The sequence below is a fragment of the Mesorhizobium sp. B2-6-2 genome (assembly GCF_006440615.1).
Taxonomy (GTDB): Bacteria; Pseudomonadota; Alphaproteobacteria; order Rhizobiales; family Rhizobiaceae; genus Mesorhizobium.
Window position 1 is genome coordinate 875,473 of record NZ_VFUG01000001.1, and the last position, 22,391, is coordinate 897,863.

Below are 22,391 nucleotides of genomic sequence, written 5' to 3' on the forward strand. Positions count from 1 at the left end.
CACGGCCGGTCATGGCAAGGAGGGCCGAATGCTGAAAGAATTCCAGGAATTCATTTCCAAGGGCAATGTGATGGACTTGGCCGTCGGCGTCATCATCGGCGCCGCCTTCGGCAAGATCGTCGACTCGCTCGTCAACGACATCATCATGCCGATCATCGGCGCGATTTTCGGCGGGCTGGACTTCAACAACTACTTCTTCGGGTTGTCATCGAACGTCCATTCGGCCACGCTGGCCGATGCCAAGAAAGAAGGCGCCGTCTTCGCCTATGGCAGCTTCATCACGGTCGTGTTGAACTTCCTGATTCTTGCCTTCATCATCTTCCTGATGGTCAAGGCGGTGAACAATCTGCGCAGACGGCTGGAGCGCGAGAAGCCGGCTGCTGCCGCGGCACCGCCGCCCGCCGACGTACAGTTGCTGACCGAAATCCGCGACCTGCTGGCGAAAAGGTAACTCCTCAAACAGCGCCCTGGACCAAAACCCCGGCCGCTTGCGGCCGGGGTTTTCTGTTTGCGGCTGTCGTAAAAGAGGCTAGCAGTCGCGAAAAACCGGACGGATTCTTGCATGACCCTGATCGAGACCTTGCGCGCCGAAGCCCGTGCGGCGCCCGAAAGCGGCATCGTCGCTGTCGTCAATCATGGCCGCCTGCGCGAAGGCCTGATCCCGCTCTGGGCCGGCGAGGGCGATCTGCCCACGCCGGCCTTCATCAGCGATGCCGCCGTCAAAGGACTGGCCGATGGCGAGACGTTCTACACCTGGCAGAAGGGCATTCCCGAGCTCAGGCAGGCGCTCGCCCGCTACTACGCCAGGCACTTCGGCAAGACCTTCGCCGAGGAGGAGTTCATCGTCACGGGATCCGGCATGCACGCCATCCAACTGGCCATCGACGCGATCGCCGGCAGCGGCGACGAGGTGATCTACCTCTCGCCGGCTTGGCCGAATTTCGCCGCGGCAGCCGGCGTGGCGGGCGCCGTTCCGGTGCCGGTCACCCTCGACCAGTCCGGCAATGGCTGGTCCTGCGATGTCGAAAAGATCGCCTCCGCGATCACGCCGCGCACGAAGCTGTTGTTCATCAACACGCCGTCCAACCCGACCGGCTGGACCGCCGACAGGCAGACGCTGCAGGCAATCCTCGATCTCGCCCGCCAAAAAGGCCTGTGGATCATTGCCGACGAGATCTATTCGCTGTTTTATTACGGCCATGGCCGCGCGCCATCCTTCCTCGACGTCGCCACGGCCGACGACCGTATCCTGTTCGTCAACAGTTTCTCCAAGAACTGGGCGATGACCGGTTGGCGTGTCGGCTGGATCAAGACCCATCCAGCCTTGCAGCAGGTGTTCGAAAACCTGATCCAGTACTCGACCTCGGGCGTCGCCCAGTTCATGCAGCGTGGCGCGGTCGCTGCCCTCGACGAGGGCGACAGCTTCATTGCCGAACAAGTGGAGCGTGCACGCGCCGCGCGCGACCTCGTCTGTGGCATACTCGGCGCGACCGGCAAGGCGCGCTTCACCGCGCCGCAGGGCGCGTTCTATCTGTTCTTCAGGGTCGACGGCATCACCGATTCCCGAACCGCCGCCTTCGACATCGTCGACAATGCCAATGTCGGGCTGGCGCCTGGCACCGCCTTCGGCCCCGGCGGCGAAGCTTTCCTCAGACTATGCTTCCACCGCCGCCTCGATCAGGTTGAGGAAGCGGCGCATCGCCTGGCGAGATGGATGAAGACGGTGTGAGAAAGGCGGCTTCAGCCGCCTGACTTCGGCACCAGCAGCGGAATGATCCGGTCGCTCTTGGCGACGGCGGGACGGCCGGAGCTGGCATAGGGAATGCCCAGCGCATCCCAGGTCTCGACCAGCGCATCCTGCAATTGGGCGATCAGCGCATCCGAATGGAAGGGTGTGGGCGTGATGCGCAGCCGCTCGGTGCCGCGCGGCACCGTCGGATAGTTGATCGGCTGGATGTAGATGCCGTGCACGCCAAGCAGCCGGTCGCTCGCCATCTTGCAAAGTTCGGGGTCGCCGACCAGCACCGGCACGATATGCGTGGCCGTTTCCATCACCGGCAGCCCGGCCGCGGCAAGCACCTGTTTGGTTCTGGCCGCCTGGCGCTGCTGCGCGTCGCGTTCTGCCTGCGAGCGCTTGAGATGCCGGATCGAGGTGGTGGCGGCGGCGGCGATGGCCGGCGGCAGCGCGGTGGTGAAGATGAAGCCCGGCGCATAGGAGCGCACCGCGTCGATGACGGCGCTGGTGCCGGCAATGTAGCCGCCAAGCGTGCCGAAGGCCTTGGCCAGCGTGCCCTCGATGATGTCGATGCGGTCGGCCAGGCCCTCGCGCTCGGTGATGCCGCCGCCACGCGGCCCGTACATGCCCACCGCATGGACCTCGTCGATATAGGTCATGGCGTTGTAGCGTTCGGCGAGCTCGACGATCTCTCTGATCGGCGCGATGTCGCCGTCCATCGAATAGACGCTTTCGAAGACGATCAGCTTGGCGCGCTCGCGCCCTGCGGCCTGAAGCAGGCTTTCCAGGTGCGCGACGTCATTGTGGCGGAAGATCTTCTTTTCCGCGCCCGAGCGGCGCACGCCCTCGATCATCGAGGCATGGTTGAGCTCGTCCGAGATGATCAGGCAGTTGGGCAGAAGCCGCGCGATTGTGGAGATCGAGGCCTCGTTGGAGACGAAACCGGAGGTGAAGACCAGCGCTGCCTCCTTGTCATGCAGGTCGGCGAGCTCCTGCTCGAGCTCGACCAGCGGGTTGGAGGTGCCGGAAATGTTGCGGGTGCCGCCGGCGCCCGAGCCCATCTTGCCGGCCGCGTTCTGGAAGGCGGCAATCACGTCCTCGTTCTGGCCCATGCCGAGATAGTCGTTGGAGCACCATACCGTGATTTCCTGGGCGCGGCCGTTGCAACGCCAGATGGCGCGCGGAAACTTGCCCACAATGCGTTCCAGGTCGGCGAAAACGCGGTAGCGACGCTCGGCGTGGAGCTGGTCGATCGCATCCTCGAAGAACCGCTGATAGTTCATGTCGACTTCCCAATTTTGGGCCGGATCATAATCACTGCCCCATGCCGCGTCCACCGCGCCCAACCGGTCAAAATGCCACGCCCGTGCCCTGTTCCTAACGATGCCGGATCGTGGCCTATTCCTCGCTGTTTGAAGCAGCTTGGTTTCAGTACGATGCCTCGGGCGCGACGAACTGTTACGGACTTAACATAGGGAGGCTAGTGGGCTTGCGGCGGGTTTTCCAGCGCGGTGGCTGTTGAGACAGTTTCCGATAAATCTTGATCAGCGAGGTAGATGATGACGGTTTTGGTGACAGGCGGTGCCGGTTATATCGGCAGCCACATGGTCTGGGAGTTGTTGGACGCCGGCGAGAGTGTCGTGGTGCTCGACCGGCTCTCCACCGGCTTCGAATGGGCGGTCGCCCCGGAAGCAAAGCTCACCGTCGGCGATGTCGCCGATCGTGATCTGGTCGGCCGGATCATTCGCGACAACAAGGTCGACGCCATCATCCACTTCGCCGGCTCGATCGTGGTGCCGGAATCGGTCGCCGACCCACTTGGCTATTACGAAAACAACACCTGCAAGACCCGCACGCTGATCGAAACGGCGGTGCGCGAGGGCGTGCCGCATTTCATCTTTTCCTCCACCGCCGCCGTCTATGGCGGCGCCGGGCTGGAGCCGGTGCGCGAGGATGCCCGCCTTGCGCCCGAATCACCGTATGGCCTTTCCAAGCTGATGAGCGAATGGATGCTGCGCGACGCGGCGCTGGCGCACGACATCCGCTATACGGCGCTGCGTTATTTCAACGTCGCCGGCGCCGATCCAAAGGGCCGCACGGGACAATCGACGCCCGGTGCCACGCATCTGATCAAGGTCGCCTGCGAGACCGCGCTCGGCAAGCGGCCCTTTATGCAGGTCTTCGGCACCGATTATGCGACGCCGGACGGCACCTGCATGCGCGACTACATCCATGTCAGCGATCTCGCCGCCGCGCACCGGCTGGCGCTGCAGCGGCTGCGCGATGGCGGCGGGAGTCTCGTCGCCAATTGCGGCTACAGCCACGGCTATTCGGTGCTGGAGGTGATCGACAGCGTGCGCCGCGCCTTCGGCCATGACTTCGACGTGCGCATGGGGGACCGCCGGCCGGGCGACGCCGCAGCCGTGGTCGCCAATTCCGAGCTTGCCCGCAAGGAACTCGGCTGGACGCCGCAGCGCGACGATCTCGACCTGATCGTCAACGACGCTCTGGCCTGGGAACGGATCCTGACGACCAAGAACTCCATCGGAAGCTGACTGTTGGGCCAAGGGCTCGTCCGGCGCGTCCGTACACGGTATTGAGACCCATTCAGCGGCGCGTAGAGGCGCGCGCCGCCGCAATGAGGGAACGGCATGAAGGTCTTGGTTCTCGGCGCCGGCGTGGTTGGCACGGCGGCCGCCTATTACCTGGCTAAGGACGGTCACGAGGTGACCGTGATCGAGCGCCACGAAGCGGCGGCGCGCGGCACCAGCCAGTCGAATGCCGGCCTGGTGTCGCCTGGCGACGCCACCGCCTGGGCTTCGCCGGCCGCGCTGAAGACCTTTCTGCGCGCGCTCTGGAATCACGATCTCGGCATCAAGGTGAGATTGCGCCTCGATCCCTATTTCTATGCCTGGAGCCTGCGCTTCCTGCGTGAATGCACGGTGACGCGGCTGCGCGCCAACACCGACATCAAGCTGAGGCTCGCGCTCCATTCCCGCGACTGCATCAATCGACTGTCGGAGGAAACCGGCATCCATTACGACGAGCGCAAGAAGGGCATTCTCTACTTCTTCCGCTCGCAAAGGAGCCTCGACACCGGCACCGACAATTACCACTATCTCGGCGAGCACGGCCTGCCGATCGAGATCGTCGGCCGCGAGCGTCTGGTTGAGCTGGAACCTGGCCTTGCCGGCGTGAAGGACAAGATTGCCGGCGGCATCTATTCGCCGATCGACCAGACCGGCGATTCCAAGCAGTTCACCGACCGGCTCGCCGCCTATGCAGCCGAGAAGCTCGGCGTAAAGTTCCTGTTCGGCACCACGGTCGAGGGCCTCGACATCGAGGGAGACCGGGTGCGCGCGGTGATGACCTCGGCAGGACCGGTCACCGGCGATGCCGTCGTCATCTCCATGGGGCCGGAAAGCGGTCTGCTCGGCCGCCGCTACGGCATCGACCTGCCGGTCTATCCGGTGAAGGGTTACACCGCGACGATCCCCTTGGAGGACGAGAGCAAGGGGCCGACCATGGGCGGCGCCGACGAGGACCGGCTGATCGGCTATTCCAGGCTCGGCAATCGCCTGCGCATGTCCTCGACCGCCGAATTCACCGGCTTCGACCGCAGCTTCAAGCCGGGTGATTTCAGGACCATCCTGGAAACCGGCAAGGATCTTTTTCCCGGCGCCTTCGACGAGAAGAAGGCCGTGCTCTGGGCCGGCCTGCGGCCGATGATGCCGAATTCGGTGCCGGTCATCGGCCGGGCGAAATACCGCAATCTCTATCTCGACACCGGCCACGGCCATGTCGGCTGGACCATGGCCTGCGGCTCGGGACAATTCCTGGCCGACGTCGTCGCCGGCAGAAAGCCGCAGATCGATCCCAAAGGATTGCTGTACGGCACAGCGCGCTGAATGGCTTTGATGCCGATCTGTCAGATAGTGATCGGTTACGTCTGAACAGCCAACCGCCACGCCCTTGCATAGTCGCCCCAGACCGGATCGGCTGGCGGTCTGCTGTGCTCGCCTCTGCTCACAACGGCCGCGCCGTCGAACGCCAGCAGCGCGGCGCCGATGCTGGTGCCCGTCGAGGTCTCCGACGCAACCACCGGCCTCTCCGTCGCTGCCGCCAGCATGCGGATGAAAAGCGGGTTGCGCGCGAACGGTCCCTCGACCGTCGTCGGCCCGTCGCCGCCGATCAGCTCGAGGCAGGTCGCGGTCATCAACGCCAGATAGAATGAGAGGGCGGCGAAGCGCTGGCCGGAGGTTAGGTCGCCAGCATTCACCCACTGTGCATCGCGATGCGGGAATGGTCCGGAGCCCTGTTGGGCGGATGGCAGCAACAAGACTTGCCGCGCCAGCACGGCGGCAACGTCGGCTTCGCTCCACTCCTGCCTTTGGCCCTCGGTCAGCAGCGAGAACTCGCGTCCGCCCATGAAGCGCGCCGAAGGCACCGGATCGCCGAGCGCGTTGACATTGACCAGCGTGTCGCGCGCCGGGTCGAGCTCCACCCTTCTGCCGCCCACCGCCATCGACACCACCCATGTGCCGGTCGAAACCACGCAGAAGGGCGGCGTGTCGGACAAAAGATGCGGCAGCAGAGAAGCGTTGGAATCGTGCAGTCCGCAGAACACGGGCGTCTGCGGGTCGAGCCCTGTCCGTCGCGCCAGCTCCGGCAGGATCGGGCCAAGCCGATCCTTTGCCGGTCGCACCGGCGCCATCAGCCGGCGCCAGCCCATCCTGTCGACCAGCGAAGAGTAATCGGACGTCCAGGGATTCCAGAGATCGGTGTGGCAGCCGAGCGAGCTCACCTCATTGGCGGCGACGCCGGTCAGCCGCAGCGCCCAATATTGCGGGTACATCAGCATCGAGGCGGCCTTGGTGAATTCCGCCGGGAAACATTTCTGCTGCCAGAAGAACTGCGCGCCGAGATTGAGGCCGATCGGCAGCCGCGGCGTGCCTGTTTCGCCGAAGGGCGGACGCACGGCGTCGTAATCGGCCCCAAGCTGGTCGGGGCCGTCGAATTCGTAATCGAGCACCGGCAGCACCAGTTCGCCTGAGCGGCCGACCAGCGCGCCGGTCGCGCCATGCGTGGTGATCGAGATCGCGTCCACCCGCCGTTCGCGGTTGAGATCGGCGAGGCTGTCCAGAATGAACGTCCACAGCGCCTCGACATCGTGATGCGGGTAGGGCGCCAGCCGCACTGGCGCGTTGGCGAAGCGGCGCAACGCGATCTCGCTCAGCGTCGCGAGATCGACCAGCGCCACCTTGGCGTTGGTCTTGCCGATATCGATGACGGCGACAATCATGCCATATGGAACATTGTTTCCAGCGGCGCCGCCACCGGCTCGTTGTCGGGTTTGGTCTCCATGACGTCGGCCATATGCGCCCACCAGCGCTGCATCACCAGGCGCTTCGGAAGATCGGCCATGCCGTGGTCGTCGCGCCGCCACAGCACGCCGAACAGGATGTTGGTTTCCTCGTCGAGGTGGATCGAATAGTCGAAGACGCCGGCCTCTCTCAGCAGCGCGACCAGCTCGGGCCAGATCTCGTCATGGCGGCGCTTGTATTCGGCCTTCATGCCGGGGTTGAGCTTCATCTTGAAGGCGTATTTCTCCATCAGGCGAAGCGCCCCTCGCGCAGCCGCCGCCAGACGATCGGCAGCGCAATGACGATGATCAGCAGCAGGCCAATGAAGATCGACATGACGATGCCGGGCACGTTGAGCAGTCCGAGGCCGAACGTCACCAGCCCCATGATGAACGCGGCGAGCACGACGCCAAGAATGCTGCCGGCGCCGCCGAGGATCGACACACCCCCAAGCACCACCATGGTGATCGCCTCGAGCTCGTAGCCCTGCGCGATCGACGGCCGCGTCGAGCCAAGCCGCGAGGTGATCAGCACCGCGGCTATGCCCGACATCAGCCCGGTCAGGCAAAACAGGATGAATTTGATGCGGTCGACGCGCACGCCGGAAAACTGGCAGGCGACGGGGTTGTTGCCGATGGCGAAGACGCGGCGGCCGAAGCTCGTGCGGTGCAGCACGAACCAGTAGATCAGCGCCGCGACTAGGAACAGCGCCAGCTCGAACGAGAAGACCCACCAGACATAACCTTGGCCGAAGAAGGCGAAGCTTTCCGGATAGCCCTTGTAGGCCTGGTCGCCGAGGATGATGAAGGCGATGCCGCGAAACAGGCTCATCGTGCCGATGGTGACGACGATGGAAGGCAGGCCAAGCCGGGTGACCAGCAGCCCGTTGAAGGCGCCGCAGCCGAGTCCCACGACGACGCCGATCGCCACCAGCACCGGCGTTCCCGCGCCGGCCTGCACTGCCATGCCCATCATCGTCGAGGCTAAAGCCACGATCGCCGCGACCGACAGGTCGATCTCGCCCGAGATGATCAGCAGCGCCATGGCTAAAGCGATCAGGCCCTTTTCGGTGAAGTTGAAGGTCAGGTCCGACAGCGACCATGGATCGAGGAAGTAGGGCGAAGCAAAACTGTTCACCGCGAAGATAAGGATCGCGATGATGACGAGCAGCGCCTCCCAGGAGAAGATCGCCGACGACAGCGGCTTGTCGAGCCGATCTGGGATACGGCGCGGGGCAGGGGTGTCGGTCATGCCGCTTCCGCCTTTCTCAGGATAATGCGGCCTTGCCGGCGTTCGCCGCGCGCGTTGAGCACGACGGCCAGGATGATGGCGCTGCCCGAAATCGCCATCTGCCAGAAGGGCGAGATGTTGATGACCGGCAGCGCGTTGGAGATGATGCCGAGGAACAGCGCGCCCAGCACCGCGCCGCCGACCGAGCCGATGCCGCCGGCGATCGAGATCCCGCCGATGACGCAGGCGGCGATGATGTTGAGCTCATAGCCGTTGGCGACCTCGACCGAGGCGATGACGTAGCGCGAGATCCACAGATATCCGGCGAGCCCGCCGATCATGCCGGAAATGCAAAAGACGATGAATTTGGTGCGCCCGACATTGATGCCGGCATAGACCGAGGCGGTCGGATTGACGCCGATGGCGTGGATCGAGCGGCCGATCTGCGTGCGCGTCATGACCAGAAAGAACAGCGCGATCACGATGATCGCTATCCAGGACAGAACCGGCAGGCCGAGGAAGGCGGCGCGCTGGAAATTGATGAAGTCCGGGCTCATCTGGTCGGCATTGACCCAGGCGCCGCTCGAGACGACGAAGGTGGCGCCTCGATAGATCGTCAGCGTGCCCAGCGTCACCACGATCGACGGGATGTTCAGCCGCCACACCAGGAAACCGTTGATCGCGCCAAGCGCCAGTCCGATGACAAGCGCGATGACGATCAGCACCGGGATCGGGATCGCCGGATGCGCGGCGTTGAGCATAGCTACCACCATGCCGGTGAAGCAGAGATTGGACGCCATCGACAGGTCGATCGAGCGCGTCAGGATCACGACCATCTGACCCAGCGCCAGGATCATCAGGATCGAGGTGTCGTTGAACACCTGACGCAGATTGGCGGGGTCGGCGAAGCCGGGGAAGCGCGTCGAGATCAGGCCGATCAGCACGACGATGCCGGCAAGCAGCCAGATCTCGCGATGTTTCAGGAAGCTCTTCATGCCGCGATCCCCGCCGCCGTTCGAACCAGCGTCTCGGCGTCCAGCCCTTTATTGTCGTAGGTCGCCGCGATGCGTCCTTCGCGCATGACCACGACGCGGTCGGACATGCCGAGGATTTCCGGCAGTTCCGAGGAGACCATGATCACCGACAGGCCTTGCGCGACCAGCTCGGCCATGAAGCCGTGCACGGCGGCCTTGGAACCGATGTCGATGCCCTTGGTCGGCTCGTCGAGAATGATCACCTTGGGCGCTGTGGCCAGCCATTTGGCGATGACCACTTTCTGCTGGTTGCCGCCGGAAAGCGTGCCGACATCCTGGCTGAGCGAGGAGGCGCGCAGGTCGAGCCGTTCGGTGTAGGAGCGGGCGAGCGAGAACTCTTCCGCCAGCCTCAGCACGCCGGATTTCGAGGTGCGCTTCAGCGACGGCAGCGACACATTCTGGAAGATCGGCAGGCCGATCACCACGCCCTGCTTGCCGCGCTCTTCCGGCACATAGACGATACCGGCCTCGATCGAATCCGCCGCCGATTTCGGCGCGATCGTCTTGCCGTCCAGCGAAATCGCGCCCCGGCTGGTGCGGGTGATGCCGGCGATCGCCTGCATCACCTCGCTGCGCCCCGCGCCGACTAGCCCGTAGAAGCCGAGGATTTCGCCCTTGTGCAATTCGAAGCCGATGTCGTCGAATTCGGTCGGGTGCGACAGGCCGGAGATGGACAGCACCGGGGCGCCGATCTTCGGCTCTCGCTGCGGGAAGATGTGGTCGACGTTGCGGCCGACCATCATGCGCACGATCTCGTTCTGGCCGGTGTCCTTGAGCAGGCCTTCGCCCACCATCTCGCCGTCGCGAAAGACCGTGTAGCGGTCGGCGATGCGGTAGATCTCGTCGAACTTGTGGCTGATGAAGAGCACCGCCTTACCTTCGCTCTTCAAGAATTCGATCAGCAGGAAGAGCTCCTCGATCTCCTTCATCGAAAGTGCCGCGGTAGGCTCGTCCATGATGACGATGCGCGCGTCGATCGACATGGCGCGGGCAACGGCCACCAGATGCTTGTTGGCGATGCCGAGGTCCTTCAGCCGCGTGTCGGCATCGATATGGCCGGCGCGCATCGTCTCCAGCACCTCGCGCGCATTCTTGCGCATAGTGCGCCAATCGATGGTGCCGAAGCGGGTACGCGGCGCATGGCCGAGAAAAATGTTTTCGGCGACCGAAAGATCGTCGAATAGCACTGTCTCCTGGTGGATGGCGGTGATGCCGTAGCCGAAGGCGGCATGCGCGCTGGGCAGCGTCGTGGCCAGGCCGTCGATGCCGATCTCGCCTGAATCGGGCTGGTAGATGCCGGTCATGATCTTGACCAGCGTCGACTTGCCGGCGCCGTTCTCGCCGATCAGCGCCGTCACCTGTCCCGGATAGAGCGACAGGCTGACATTGTGCAGCGCGCGCACGCCCGGGAAACTCTTCGAGATGCCTGAGAGTGTCAGGCGGGGAGCGGCGCTTTGGGACGGACCTGAAGGCCCGGGCCGCTCCGTCTCCGCTTTGCGCTGGGCTGTCGTGTCCATATCCGTATCAGGCCCCGAAAGAAGGTCCGTTTGAAATTGCGGCGGGGCAATTGCCCCGCCGCATGAGCGTTAAGTCGACCAGGATCAATAGATCTTCGAGAACTTCTCGATGTTGCTCTTGTCGAACTGGAAAGGCGGAGCCATCGCGGCCGAGTTGGTGTCGTCGAGCGTCACCTTGCCGACGCGGCCGATCGATAGCGTTGCGCCGGGCTTGGCTTCTTCCTTCTTCACCGCCAGGTCATGGGCGAGGTAGATCGCCGAATAGCCGAGGTCGATCGGGTTCCAGAGAGCGACAGCCTGCGAAGCGCCGTTGTCGATGAACTTCTTGAACTCCGACGGCAGCGCGAGGCCTGTGACGTTGACCTTGCCGATCAGGTTCTCGTCGGTGACGACCTGTGCGGCGGCGACGACACCCACCGTGGTCGGCGCGATGATCGCCTTGAGGTTCGGGTAGGACTTCAAGAGGCCCTTGGCTTCGTCCGTGCTCTTGGCCGAGTCGTCATCGCCATAGACGGTGGCGACCAGCTTAATCTTCGGGAACTTCTCCGGCAGCACCTTCTTGGCCGCTTCGATCCAGGCGTTCTGGTTGGTCGCCGTCGAGGAGGCCGACAGGATCGCGACGTCGCCGCCTTCCGGCAGGTAGTCGGCGGCGAGCTTGATGATGGTCTCGCCGATCAGGCCGGTGTCGGAAGGGTTGAGGTGGAGCTGGCGGCCTTCCTTCGCGACGCCGGAGTCCCACGAGATCACGGTGATGCCGCGATCCATCGCCTTCTTTAGCACCGGCACCAGCGCGTCGGCGTCATTGGCTGAAACGGCGATCGCATTGACCTTCTGCGCGATCAGCGAATTGATCACCTCGATCTGGGCTTCGGCGGTAGCCTTGGTCGGGCCGGTATAGATGACATCGACATCGCCCAGTTCCTTGGCCGCTTCCTCGGCGCCCTTGTTGGCGGCGTCGAAGAAGCCGTTGCCGAGCGATTTCACCACCAGCGCGATCTTGACGTTCTCGGCATAGGCGGCATTCACGAACATGGCGGCGGAAAAGGCCGCCGTAACCAGCAGTTTCTTCAAAAAGCTCATCGAATATCCTCCCTTGAGCGTTGCATTCCATCGCCGCTGCGAGCGTGAGCTTCCCTCAGGCCTGCAGTGAAGATTCCTCCTTGTCGCTTGACTGTCTGCGGGCGACGATCAGCGCCACGCCCGCTGTTTCCAGCATCTTGGCCTCGCGGTCCTCGATGCCGTCGTCGGTGATCACGGTTGCGATGCGCGACAGCCCGCACAGGATCAGGCTCGAGCGCATGCGGAATTTCGAGGAATCGACCAGCACCACCAGTTCGTCGGCCTGGTCGATCAGCTTCTGCTCCGCCTGGATCAGCAGCGGGTCGCCTTCCATCAGCCCGAGCGGCCCCAAACCTTGCGCGCCCATGAACATGCGCCGCGCATAGAAGTTGCGCGTCACGTCATTGTCGAAGGGCGACAGGATGATGTTCTGCTCGCGGTAGATAGTGCCGCCCGACAGCATCACCGTGTTCTTCGAGTGCTTGAGCAGATGCTCGGCGATCGGGAAGGAGTTGGTGAAGATCGGCATGCGGCGTCCGGTCAGGAAATGCACCATCTGGAAGGTGGTGGTGCCGCCATTGATGATGATCGGCTCGCCGTCCGTGCAAAGGTTCACCGCTTCGCGGGCGATCGCCCGCTTCTGCGCGGCGTTCAGTGTTTCGTTGACCGAGAAGGGCCGGCCGGCAAGGCCGATGAACTGCGGCGGCGAGATCGCCTCGGCGCCGCCGCGCACGCGGCGCAGGCGCTTCTGGACATGCAGCGCCGCGATGTCGCGCCGGATCGTTGCCTCGGAGGAGTCCGTCAGATCGACCATCTCCTGCACCGTCACCACAGGCTTTTCCTGGACGGCGGACAGAATGATCCTGTGGCGCTCTTTCTCGTGCATGGTTCCTCCCTGCACAAGCATCAGGCCTTAGAAAACGCGCAGTGTCAATCATTTCCGATCATATATTTTCATTGTGCGGTGCAGTATGATCGATATTGATCGTTTGTGATTGACAAGCGCGACGCTTGCGTAGACATTCCCGGTCGAGAAATGAGGGGCGCGGCATCGCGCTCCAAGGGAGGATACCTATGCTCGACAAGCGCTCCGGCTCGCGCCTCGCCAATCGTTGGGACGATGCAAAGGCCGGAGGGATGAGCGGTCCTGAGCTCTTGGTCTATCGCTCGAACACGCTGGGATCCGACAAGCGTGTCACCAACTATGGCGGCGGCAACACCTCGTCCAAGGTCTGGCAGAAGGACCCGCTCACCGGTGAGGAGGTCGAGGTGCTGTGGGTCAAGGGCTCGGGCGGCGACAGCGCCTCGATCAAGCTTGACGGTTTCGCCACCCTCTACATGCAAAAGCTGCGCGCGCTGAAAGGCCTTTATCGCGGGCCCGCGCATGAGGATGAGATGGTGGCCTATCTGCCCCACTGCACCTTCAACCTCAATCCGCGCGCGGCCTCGATCGACACGCCGCTGCATGCCTTCGTGCCTAAGGCTTGCGTCGACCACATGCATCCCGACGCCATCATCGCGGTCGCCGCCGCCAAGGATTCCAAGGCGATCACCAAAGAGATCTTCGGCGACGCCATCGGCTGGCTGCCGTGGAAACGGCCGGGCTTCGAGCTCGGCCTGTGGCTGGAAAAATTCTGCCTCGAAAACCCTGATGCCAAGGGCGTCGTGCTGGAAAGCCATGGCCTGTTCACCTGGGGCGACACGCCCAAGGAGTGCTACGAGACGACGATCTCGGTGATCAATCAGGCGATCGACTGGTTCGAGCGCAAATCGCAGGGCAAGGCGATCTTCGGCGGCGAGGCGGTCCAATCGCTCGATGCTTCCGCGCGCCGCGCCATCGCGGCCAAGCTGATGCCGTGGATCCGCGGCCTCATCTCCGAAAAGAGCCACAAGCTCGGCCATTTCGACGACCAGCCCGCCGTGCTCGAATTCGTCAATTCGAAGGATTTGCGGCCGCTGGCGGCGCTCGGCACCTCATGCCCCGATCACTTCCTGCGCACCAAGATCCGGCCGCTGGTTATCGAGTTCGATCCGGCAAAGCCGGATGTCGATGCCGTCATCGCGCGGCTGGCCGACGACATCGCCGAATACCGCGTTGGCTATCAGGCCTACTATGATGCCTGTAAACATGCGGACTCGCCCGCCATCCGCGATCCCAATGCCGTGGTCTATCTGATGCCGGGCGTCGGCATGTTCACCTTTGCCGGCGACAAGGCGACGGCCCGCATTTCCGGCGAGTTCTATGTCAACGCCATCAATGTCATGCGCGGCGCCTCGACCGTTTCGTCATATGTCGGCCTGCCCGCCCAGGAAGCCTTCGACATCGAATACTGGCAGCTCGAGGAGGCCAAGCTGCAGCGACTGCCGAAGCCGAAAGCACTCGCCGGTCAGGTCGCGCTGGTCACCGGCGGCGCCGGCGGCATCGGCCGCGCCACCGCCATCCGGCTGCTGCGCGAAGGCGCCTGCGTGATGCTGGCCGACATCGACGAGGCCGCGTTGGCCAGCGCCAATGACGAGCTTTCGAAAGCCTACGGCAAGGACTTCGTCCGTCCGGTGCGGATCGACGTGACCTCGGAGGATCAGGTGCTTTCCGGCTTCGCCGAGACTGCGGTCGAGTTCGGCGGCATCGACATTTTGGTCTCCAACGCAGGCCTCGCCTCCTCGGCGCCGATCGAGGACACGACACTTTCGTTGTGGAACCGGAACATGGACATCCTGTCCACCGGCTATTTCCTCGTTTCGCGCGAGGCCTTCCGGTTGTTCCGCGCCCAGAAAATCGGCGGCAATGTCGTCTTCGTCGCGTCCAAGAACGGGCTTGCCGCTTCGCCGAACGCGTCAGCCTATTGCACGGCCAAGGCTGCGGAGATCCATCTGGCCCGCTGCCTCGCGCTGGAAGGCGCGGAGGCGCAGATCAGGGTCAATGTCGTCAATCCGGACGCGGTGCTGCGCGGCTCAAAAATCTGGACCGGCGAGTGGAAGGAACAGCGCGCCGCCGCCTACAAGATGTCGACCGACGACCTCGAGGAGCATTACCGCTCGCGCTCGATGCTGAAGCGCTCGGTCTTCCCGGAGGACATCGCCGAAGCGATCTATTTCTTCGCCTCGGACATGTCTGCCAAGTCCACGGGGAACATCGTCAACGTCGACGCCGGCAACGCGCAGAGCTTTACGCGCTAAGCTTCCTTCTCCCCGTTCCACGGGGAGAAGGTGCCGGCAGGCGGATGAGGGGCAGCGCCAGCTGAACGCATTCTTGGGAGGAATAGCTTTTGTCCGAAGTGATCATTTCAGCCGACCTCGTAGCTAAGCACAACGCCACGCGCGAAGCCGACCTCGAGCGCGACTACGCCGCGCTCGGCGAGCGCCTCGACCGGCGCGGTATCGCCATCGACGCTATCCGCGACAAGGTGGAAAAATTCGGCGTCGCGATCCCGTCCTGGGGCGTCGGCACCGGCGGCACGCGCTTTGCCCGCTTTCCCGGCGCCGGCGAGCCGCGCGACATCTTCGACAAGATCGAGGACTGCGCCGTTATCAGCCAACTGACGCAGGCAACACCAACCGTCTCGCTGCACATCCCGTGGGACAAGGCGGATCCGAACCGGTTGAAGCAGGCGGCCTCGCGCTTCGGCCTCGGCTTCGACGCCATGAATTCCAACACCTTCTCCGATGCCAAGGACCAGAAGCTCTCCTACAAATTCGGCTCGCTGTCGCATGCCGATGCCGGCACGCGCAAGCAGGCCATCGAGCACAATCTCGAATGCATCGAGATCGGCAGGACGCTGGGCTCGAAAGCGCTGACGGTGTGGATCGGCGATGGCTCCAACTTCCCCGGCCAGGTCAATTTCGCAAAGGCCTTCGAGCGCTATCTCGACGCCATGCGTGAGATCTATGCCGGCCTGCCGGACGACTGGCGGCTGTTCACCGAGCACAAGATGTATGAGCCGGCCTTTTATTCGACGGTCGTGCAGGACTGGGGCACCAACTACATCATCGCCAAAGAACTCGGCGACAAGGCCTTCTGCCTGGTCGACCTCGGCCACCACGCGCCCAACGTCAACATCGAGATGATCGTGTCGCGGCTGATCCAGTTCGGCAAGCTCGGCGGCTTCCACTTCAACGATTCCAAATATGGCGACGACGATCTCGATGCTGGCTCGATCGACCCCTACCGGCTGTTCCTCGTCTTCAACGAGCTGGTCGATGCGGAGCTCGCCGGTGCCAAGGGCTTCGATCCCGCGCATATGCTCGACCAGAGCCACAACGTCACCGATCCGATCGAAAGCCTGATGCTGTCGGCGGTCGAGGTGCAGCGCGCCTATGCGCAGGCGCTGCTGGTCGATCGCAAGGCGCTGGAAGGTTTTCAGGATGCCAATGATGCTTTGATGGCGACGCAGACGCTAAAGGCAGCCTACCGCACCGATGTCGAACCGATCCTCGCCATGGCACGTCTGAGGACCGGCGGCGCCATCGATCCGGTCGCCGCCTATCGCGAGGCCGACTACCGGGCCAAGGTCGCGGCGGAGCGGCCGGCTGTCGCGGGTGGCGGCGGCGGGATCGTTTGAGATTGGCCGATCTCCCCCCTTGTGGGGGAGATGTCCGGCAGGACAGAGGGGGGCGCTGTCCCGCCAACATCTCAAAATCTTCCATTTGCACATTAAACCGTTGGAGATAGTCGAGCATCCGAAGATTGGCGATCCTTCGCGCCCCCCCTCTGCCCTGCTGGGCATCTCCCCCTTGCGGGGGAGATTGGCTGGCATCGGCCTCGGCTCTCTCTTCCTGCAACCTGGAACTTGCCAGCGAGCGAAAACCAATATGTGTTCGGTCGTATTGATGGATGGACTCGGCCGCTCCAAGTAGCTCTTCTTACGCACGCAGCATTTGGAGCACCGCCATGCCCTTGACCCGCCGGACGCTGATCGCCGTCAGCCTTTCGCTCACCTTTGCCTTCACGCCGGCCGCCGTCTTTGCCGCTTCGCCAACTCCTGCCAAGGGCGAGCACGGCATGGTGGTGACTGCCCAGCATCTTGCAACCGAAGTCGGTGTTGACGTGCTGAAGAAGGGCGGCAACGCGGTCGATGCCGCGGTTGCCGTCGGCTATGCGCTCGCCGTGGTCTATCCCAATGCCGGCAATATCGGCGGCGGAGGCTTTATGACCGTGCGCATGAAGGACGGCCGCACGACGTTCCTCGATTTCCGCGAGCGCGCGCCGCTCGCGGCGACCAAAACCATGTATCTCGACAAGGACGGCAAGCCGATCAAAGGCGCCAGCCTCGACGGCTATCTCGCGGTCGGCGTGCCTGGCTCGGTCGCGGGCTTCGAGATGGCGCGTGAGAAATACGGCACGCTGCCGCGGCAGGAATTGATGGCGCCGGCGATTGCCTACGCCAAAGACGGCTTCGTGCTCAACCAGGGCGACGCGGCTTCGTTCGCCGGCGGCACCGAGCGGCTGGCGAAGGACCCGGCTGCCGCCGCGATCTTCCTCAAAAAAGACGGCAAGCCTTACGGCGTCGGCGAGAAGCTCGTTCAGCCGGACCTTGCCGCCTCCCTTTCGGCGATCTCGGACAAAGGCCCGGACGCCTTCTACAAAGGGTCGATTGCCGATGAAATCGTCAAGGCGAGCGGCGCCAAGGGCGGCATCCTCGCCAAGCCCGATTTCGAGCAATATGCCGTGCGCGAGCTGAAGCCGGTGACCTGTTCCTATCGCGGCTACGAGATCATTTCCTCGCCGCCGCCGAGCTCGGGCGGCGTCATCATCTGCGAGATACTCAACGTGCTGGAGGGGTATCCGCTCTCCTATCTCGGCGCCGGCTCGGCCGAGACGGTTCACGTCATGGTGGAAGCCATGCGCCACGCCTATGTCGACCGCAACTCGGCGCTCGGCGACCCGGATTTCGTCGACAATCCGGTCTCGAAGCTGGTCGACAAGACCTATGCGAAAGACATTCGCGACAAGATCGACCCGTTCCGCGCCGGCGTCTCGAAGGAACTGATGCCGAAAGGCTTCGGCGAGTCGAAGGAAACCACGCATTACTCGATCATCGACAAGGACGGCAACGCGGTCGCGGTCACCTACACGCTGAACGGCTCCTTCGGCGCCGGGGTCGTCGCCGGCGGCACCGGCATCCTGCTCAACAACGAGATGGACGATTTCACCCAGAAGCCGGGCGTGCCGAACCTCTACGGCCTGGTCCAGGGCGAAGCGAACGCCATCCAGCCGAAGAAGACGCCCTTATCCTCGATGAGCCCGACGATCGTCACGAAAGACGGCAAGCCGTTCATGGTCATCGGCAGCCCGGGCGGCTCGCGCATCATCACCATCACGCTGGAGGCGATCATCAACGTCATCGACCACGGCATGGACATCCAGCAGGCGATCGACGCTCCGCGTATCCATCATCAATGGCTGCCGGACACGGTCTATGTCGAACCATTCGGGCTGTCGCCGGACACCGAGAAGCTGCTTGCCGGCATGGGCTATCACCTCGATCTCGGCGACCAAACCTGGGGGCAGGCGGCTGGCATCCTGGTCGGTGGCAAGAGCCTGGCACAGATCGAGAAAGGCGGCGGCGCGCGCTACAACGGCGCCATCGACAGCCGCGCTGCCGCCGGTGAGGCGCTGGGATATTGATTGATCAGGTGACCAGCGTGATGGTCGAGGCGATCAGCATCACGGCGGCGATGGCGACGAACAGCGCATAGATGCGCGGCCGGTCGAGCAGCAGCGCATTGCCCGAGATCCACGCCGCCGTGGCGCCGCCAAGCGCGAACAGGAAGCCGTTGCGGTGGCCGAAGGACATGGAGGCGGCCATCAGGCCGCCGATGATCAGCGCGCCGAAGACGATGATGACGGCGACCGCGTATTTCTCGAAATCATTGCCGCCACCCATCGCCGGCCCCATCGCATTGAGATTGGGCAGGTCGTCAGGGTCGAAGGGGCTGGTCGAGCCATATTCGTCTTGACCGAGGGATTCGCGCATCATTCGTTCTCCGCTGGGCGGCAACAAACCATCAACGCCTGCCGAGCGCAACCCGGCAAAACCGCCACGGCGATGCATTCGCCGCCCGGCTGATGCCGGCGTGCCACGGTTCCCCGGTCGGTCTCAACGGCGAAGCGGCGTTGCGGTTCCCACAGCATGATGCCGAAAAGTGTGAAGCGGTTTTCCGACGATATCATGCGCCATCTCTGGCCCTGGTCTACCGGGAAAAGTCGCTGCGCACGATGCCGTGCCGTTGCAGCTTGTCGTAGAAGGTCTTGCGCGGGATACCGAGCGCCTCGATGGTGTGCCGGACGTCGCCGTCATTGCGGCCAAGTGTCTCGCGGATGATCTCGGCCTCGTAGCGATCAAGCCGTTCCGGCAAGGGCACGGAGGTGTCGCGTTCCGTTGCCGCCGGGGAAGGCGATGCGGCAACGTCCTCGAGCCCGAGCACGAAACGTTCGGCGAAATGAGCGAGCTCGCGCACATTGCCCGGCCAGTCATGGTCCCTCAGATGGCGCCGGACCGCGGCGGAGATTGCCGGCACGGCGCGCCTGAAGCGGGCCGCGGCGCGCTCGGCGAAGTATCCGAACAACAACGGCACGTCGTCCCGCCGCTCGCGCAACGGCGGGATCGAAAGGGTCACCACATTGAGCCGGTAATAGAGATCCTCGCGGAAAGCGCCGCGCTGGCTGGCATCGCCGAGATCGACCTTGGCTGCCGCGACCACCCTCAGGTCGACCGGCCGCACCTCATTGGTGCCGAGCGGCGTCACCTCGCGCATTTCCAAGACGCGCAGCATCTGCACCTGTGTCGAGGCCGGCATGCTTTCGATCTCGTCGAGAAACAGCGTGCCGCCGCTCGAATGCTCTATACGGCCGACGCGCTTCTTCTGCGCGCCGGTAAAGGCGCCGGCCTCATGGCCGAACAATTCGCTTTCGATGACCGTCTCCGGCAACGTGCCGCAGTTGAGCGCGACGAAATTGCCCTTGGCGCGGCGGCTCCAGCGGTGCAGCAGGCTCGCCACCACCTCCTTGCCGGAGCCGGTCTCGCCGGTCACCAGCACGTCGACATCGGTGTCGGCGATCTGCCGCAGCGTCCGGCGCAGCCGCTCGATCGCCGGCGTCTGGCCGATCAGCGGCAATCCCTCCTGCGCCTGCTCGGCCGCCTCGCGCAGGGCGCGGTTCTCCATCACCAGGCGGCGTTTTTCCGCCGCGCGCGCGACGCTCTGCGCCAGCCGGTCGGCGGCAAAAGGCTTGGTGATGAAGTCGTAGGCGCCGTCCTTGATCGCCTTGACCGCCATGGCGATGTCGCCGTGGCCGGTGACCAGGATGACGGGGATATCGGGGTCGAGCCGCAGCACGCGGTCGAAAAGCTGCAGGCCGTCGATCTCCGGCATGCGGATATCCGACACCACCACGCCGGCGAAATTCCTGTCGAGCGCTGCCAGCGCTTCCTTCGCCACCGGGTAGGGCGATACCGCAAAGCCGGCTAGCTCCAGTGTCTGCGTTGTCGCCTTGAGAAGATCACTGTCGTCGTCGATCAGGATCACTGGTGCCGGTTCATGTTTCGTCATGCGCCGGCCTTCGACAGATGGATGGTGAAGCGTGTTCCCTGGCCGCTGCTCGAAACCTCGATGCGCCCGCCATAGTCGGCGACGATGTCCTTTGAGATGACGAGGCCGAGCCCGAGGCCTTTTTCCTTGGAGGTGGTGAAGGGCGTGAACAGCGATTTCAGGATCGCAGGCGGGATGCCCAGTCCGTTGTCGGAAACGACCAGCGCCACGTCTTCGGTGGTTTCGGTGGCGAAGACTTCGACCCGCGCGCCATCACGGCCATCGAGCGCCTCAAGCGCGTTCTGGAACAGGTTGATCAGCACCTGCTCCAGCCGCAGCCGGTTTCCCATCACCTTCAGCGCCGGCGGCGGCAGCGTGACCGACAGCGCGTCCAGCCGGCCGGCGAAGCGGCTCCTGAGCAACACCACGGCGCCTTCGATCACGCTGCGCAGCTCAACCGGTTCGGCGGCGGTGCGGCCCTTGCGGGCAAAGGCTTTCAGCTCTTCGGTGATCGAGCCGATGCGCTCGGTCAGCGCGGCGATGGCGCCAAGGTTCTCTTCGGCCGACGCGCTCTGCTTGCGCTCCAGGAAGACGCGCGCATTGTCGGCATAGGCGCGGATCGTCGCCACCGGCTGATTGATCTCATGCGCGACGCCGGCCGCGACCTGGCCAAGCGTGGCAAGCCGGTTGGCCTGCACCAGCTCCTGCTGCATGACCTGCAGCTTGGCCTCGGTGCTGCGATGGTCGGCGATCTCCGCCTGCAGCCTGTCGCGCGCCAGGCTGAGGTCCTGCGTGCGCTCGACGACGCGGCGCTCGAGCTCGGCCCGCGCGGCCTGCTCGGCGGCGATCCGCATCTGCGCGGACTGCCTGCGCCACAACAGATAGGCGGCTAATGCGAGGAGCGGGACAAGGACGCCCAGTGTCAGCAGCCGCATCTCGCGCTGCGCCGCCGCGATCGGCGCTTCGGCCGGAACGAGATAGTCGAGCCGCCACGGCGTCGACGGCACCGCGGTCGACAGCCGCAGATACTCGGCGTCGCTGCCCCCGGGCGTGATGGCATGGACCAGCGCGACATCGGAGCTGAGCGGTTGTGGTTTCGTGACCGGCAACGGCACCAGCGGCGCATCGCCGAATTGCTGGCTGGCGCGAATACCGGCGAGCATCGGCCGGCTGAGCGGCTCTGTCGTCAGGAAGCGCCAGGAGGGCACACTGGTGATTAGCACCACGCCATGCGCGTCGCTGACATAGGCCGGGCGGTTGGCCTCGTGCCAGTCGGCCTCGAGTTGGTCGAACTCCATCTTGACCACGACGACGCCGAGCGGCCCCGAGGCGCCGTCGACACGGCGCGAGATGTAAAGGCCCGGACGCTTGCTGACATTGCCGAGCGCGAAATATTCGGCCGTGCCGGACTGCATCGCGCCCGAGAAGTAGGCACGAAAGCCGTAGTCGTTGCCGACGAAGCTCACCGGCTCGCGCCAATTGCTTGATGCGATCGCCAAGCCGTCCGTGCCGGTGACATAGAGCACCGAGGCCTTGGTGCCGGACACCAGCCCTTCGAGCTTGCGGTTGAGCACATCGATCGCGGCAGGGCTGCGCTCGCTCAACGCGTCATGCACCTGCTGGTCCTCCGACAAAAGCAGCGGCAGCGCGCGCGGATTTTCCAATACAGCGCGCAACAGCGCGACCTTGAGGTTGGCGTCTGTGCGCCCTTGCGTGGCTAGAGCCTCGATCTCGGTCGAACGGCCGTAGAGGCCGGCGCCGTAAAGCGCCGCGAGCACGATCAGCAGCGCCACCGCCGCGAACAGCAGCCAGGCGCGACGCGCCCGCCCGGCAAGGAGTTCGGGCGTGGCAGCAAGGACAGCGGCAGGGCGTTGCAGCATGCCGCATCTGTGCATGATTTCGCACAAAGCGCAAATCGATCTATGCG

At 64.1% G+C, this 22,391-nt stretch carries 19 protein-coding genes; 7 read left to right on the plus strand and 12 right to left on the minus strand.

All coding sequences use genetic code 11. The annotated features are described in order from the left end of the window. The first annotated feature begins 28 nt into the window (after positions 1-28). Entirely contained in the window at positions 29-451 is a 423-nt protein-coding gene (gene mscL, locus FJ419_RS04305) for a large conductance mechanosensitive channel protein MscL (protein WP_095766185.1), read from the plus strand. Between the two features lie 111 nt (positions 452-562). Next, positions 563-1,729 carry a pyridoxal phosphate-dependent aminotransferase gene (locus FJ419_RS04310; RefSeq protein ID WP_140687845.1) on the plus strand — a complete coding sequence of 389 codons (1,167 nt, stop codon included), beginning with the start codon at positions 563-565 and terminating at the stop codon, positions 1,727-1,729. 11 nt (positions 1,730-1,740) lie between these two features. Here FJ419_RS04310 and hemA read toward each other — a convergent pair whose 3' ends face one another. After that, on the minus strand, positions 1,741-3,018 hold the full coding sequence (hemA, locus tag FJ419_RS04315) for a 5-aminolevulinate synthase (RefSeq protein ID WP_140687847.1): 1,278 nt from the start codon (positions 3,016-3,018) through the stop codon (positions 1,741-1,743). Between the two features lie 276 nt (positions 3,019-3,294). Here hemA and galE point away from each other — a divergent pair, with 276 nt between their 5' ends. Beyond that, a complete protein-coding gene (gene galE, locus FJ419_RS04320) occupies positions 3,295-4,290 on the plus strand; it encodes a UDP-glucose 4-epimerase GalE (RefSeq protein ID WP_140687849.1) in 996 nt (331 codons plus the stop codon). 96 nt (positions 4,291-4,386) lie between these two features. Beyond that, positions 4,387-5,643 carry a D-amino acid dehydrogenase gene (locus tag FJ419_RS04325; RefSeq protein ID WP_140687851.1) on the plus strand — a complete coding sequence of 419 codons (1,257 nt, stop codon included), beginning with the start codon at positions 4,387-4,389 and terminating at the stop codon, positions 5,641-5,643. A 35-nt stretch (positions 5,644-5,678) separates the two neighbouring features. Here the strand turns inward: FJ419_RS04325 and FJ419_RS04330 are convergent, their stop codons facing one another. The 7 genes from FJ419_RS04330 to FJ419_RS04360 all read right to left on the minus strand — a co-directional run bounded on the left by FJ419_RS04330 (position 5,679) and on the right by FJ419_RS04360 (position 12,824). After that, the gene (locus FJ419_RS04330; RefSeq protein ID WP_140687853.1) at positions 5,679-7,037 is read right to left on the minus strand and encodes an FGGY-family carbohydrate kinase; all 1,359 of its coding nucleotides are present in this window, start codon (positions 7,035-7,037) and stop codon (positions 5,679-5,681) included. Then, positions 7,034-7,348 carry an L-rhamnose mutarotase gene (rhaM, locus tag FJ419_RS04335; RefSeq protein ID WP_210241643.1) on the minus strand — a complete coding sequence of 105 codons (315 nt, stop codon included), beginning with the start codon at positions 7,346-7,348 and terminating at the stop codon, positions 7,034-7,036. Before rhaM ends, FJ419_RS04330 begins: the two co-directional genes overlap by 4 nt. Continuing rightward, the gene (locus FJ419_RS04340; RefSeq protein ID WP_140687855.1) at positions 7,348-8,349 is read right to left on the minus strand and encodes an ABC transporter permease; all 1,002 of its coding nucleotides are present in this window, start codon (positions 8,347-8,349) and stop codon (positions 7,348-7,350) included. Before FJ419_RS04340 ends, rhaM begins: the two co-directional genes overlap by 1 nt. Then, entirely contained in the window at positions 8,346-9,323 is a 978-nt protein-coding gene (locus FJ419_RS04345) for an ABC transporter permease (RefSeq protein WP_140687856.1), read from the minus strand. Before FJ419_RS04345 ends, FJ419_RS04340 begins: the two co-directional genes overlap by 4 nt. Beyond that, on the minus strand, positions 9,320-10,879 hold the full coding sequence (locus tag FJ419_RS04350) for a sugar ABC transporter ATP-binding protein (protein ID WP_140687859.1): 1,560 nt from the start codon (positions 10,877-10,879) through the stop codon (positions 9,320-9,322). The genes FJ419_RS04345 and FJ419_RS04350 overlap by 4 nt, the downstream gene beginning before the upstream one ends. Positions 10,880-10,963: 84 nt before the next feature. Further along, positions 10,964-11,959 (minus strand): rhamnose ABC transporter substrate-binding protein, encoded by a 996-nt coding sequence (rhaS, locus tag FJ419_RS04355; RefSeq protein ID WP_140543763.1) that lies wholly within the window; start codon positions 11,957-11,959, stop codon positions 10,964-10,966. Between the two features lie 55 nt (positions 11,960-12,014). After that, complete coding sequence (locus FJ419_RS04360; RefSeq protein WP_140687861.1) at positions 12,015-12,824, minus strand: DeoR/GlpR family DNA-binding transcription regulator; 810 nt, start codon at positions 12,822-12,824, stop codon at positions 12,015-12,017. Positions 12,825-13,012: 188 nt separating this feature from the next. Here FJ419_RS04360 and FJ419_RS04365 point away from each other — a divergent pair, with 188 nt between their 5' ends. The 3 genes from FJ419_RS04365 to ggt all read left to right on the plus strand — a co-directional run bounded on the left by FJ419_RS04365 (position 13,013) and on the right by ggt (position 18,563). Next, positions 13,013-15,115 (plus strand): bifunctional rhamnulose-1-phosphate aldolase/short-chain dehydrogenase, encoded by a 2,103-nt coding sequence (locus FJ419_RS04365; RefSeq protein ID WP_140687863.1) that lies wholly within the window; start codon positions 13,013-13,015, stop codon positions 15,113-15,115. Between the two features lie 89 nt (positions 15,116-15,204). Next, positions 15,205-16,497, plus strand: a complete 1,293-nt coding sequence (gene rhaI, locus FJ419_RS04370; protein WP_140687865.1) for an L-rhamnose catabolism isomerase — start codon at positions 15,205-15,207, stop codon at positions 16,495-16,497. Positions 16,498-16,826: 329 nt separating this feature from the next. Further along, positions 16,827-18,563, plus strand: a complete 1,737-nt coding sequence (gene ggt, locus FJ419_RS04375) for a gamma-glutamyltransferase (RefSeq protein WP_140687868.1) — start codon at positions 16,827-16,829, stop codon at positions 18,561-18,563. A 4-nt stretch (positions 18,564-18,567) separates the two neighbouring features. On the opposite strand, the gene FJ419_RS04380 is transcribed toward ggt, so the two are convergent. The 4 genes from FJ419_RS04380 to FJ419_RS04395 are packed head-to-tail and all read right to left on the minus strand — an operon-like array spanning position 18,568 to position 22,344. Continuing rightward, a complete protein-coding gene (locus FJ419_RS04380) occupies positions 18,568-18,915 on the minus strand; it encodes a hypothetical protein (protein ID WP_224608676.1) in 348 nt (115 codons plus the stop codon). Next, positions 18,912-19,109 (minus strand): hypothetical protein, encoded by a 198-nt coding sequence (locus FJ419_RS04385; RefSeq protein WP_140687870.1) that lies wholly within the window; start codon positions 19,107-19,109, stop codon positions 18,912-18,914. Before FJ419_RS04385 ends, FJ419_RS04380 begins: the two co-directional genes overlap by 4 nt. Before the next feature lie 20 nt (positions 19,110-19,129). After that, entirely contained in the window at positions 19,130-20,485 is a 1,356-nt protein-coding gene (locus FJ419_RS04390) for a sigma-54 dependent transcriptional regulator (protein ID WP_140687872.1), read from the minus strand. Next, positions 20,482-22,344 (minus strand): ATP-binding protein, encoded by a 1,863-nt coding sequence (locus FJ419_RS04395; protein ID WP_140687874.1) that lies wholly within the window; start codon positions 22,342-22,344, stop codon positions 20,482-20,484. The genes FJ419_RS04390 and FJ419_RS04395 overlap by 4 nt, the downstream gene beginning before the upstream one ends. Positions 22,345-22,391 lie beyond the last annotated feature (47 nt).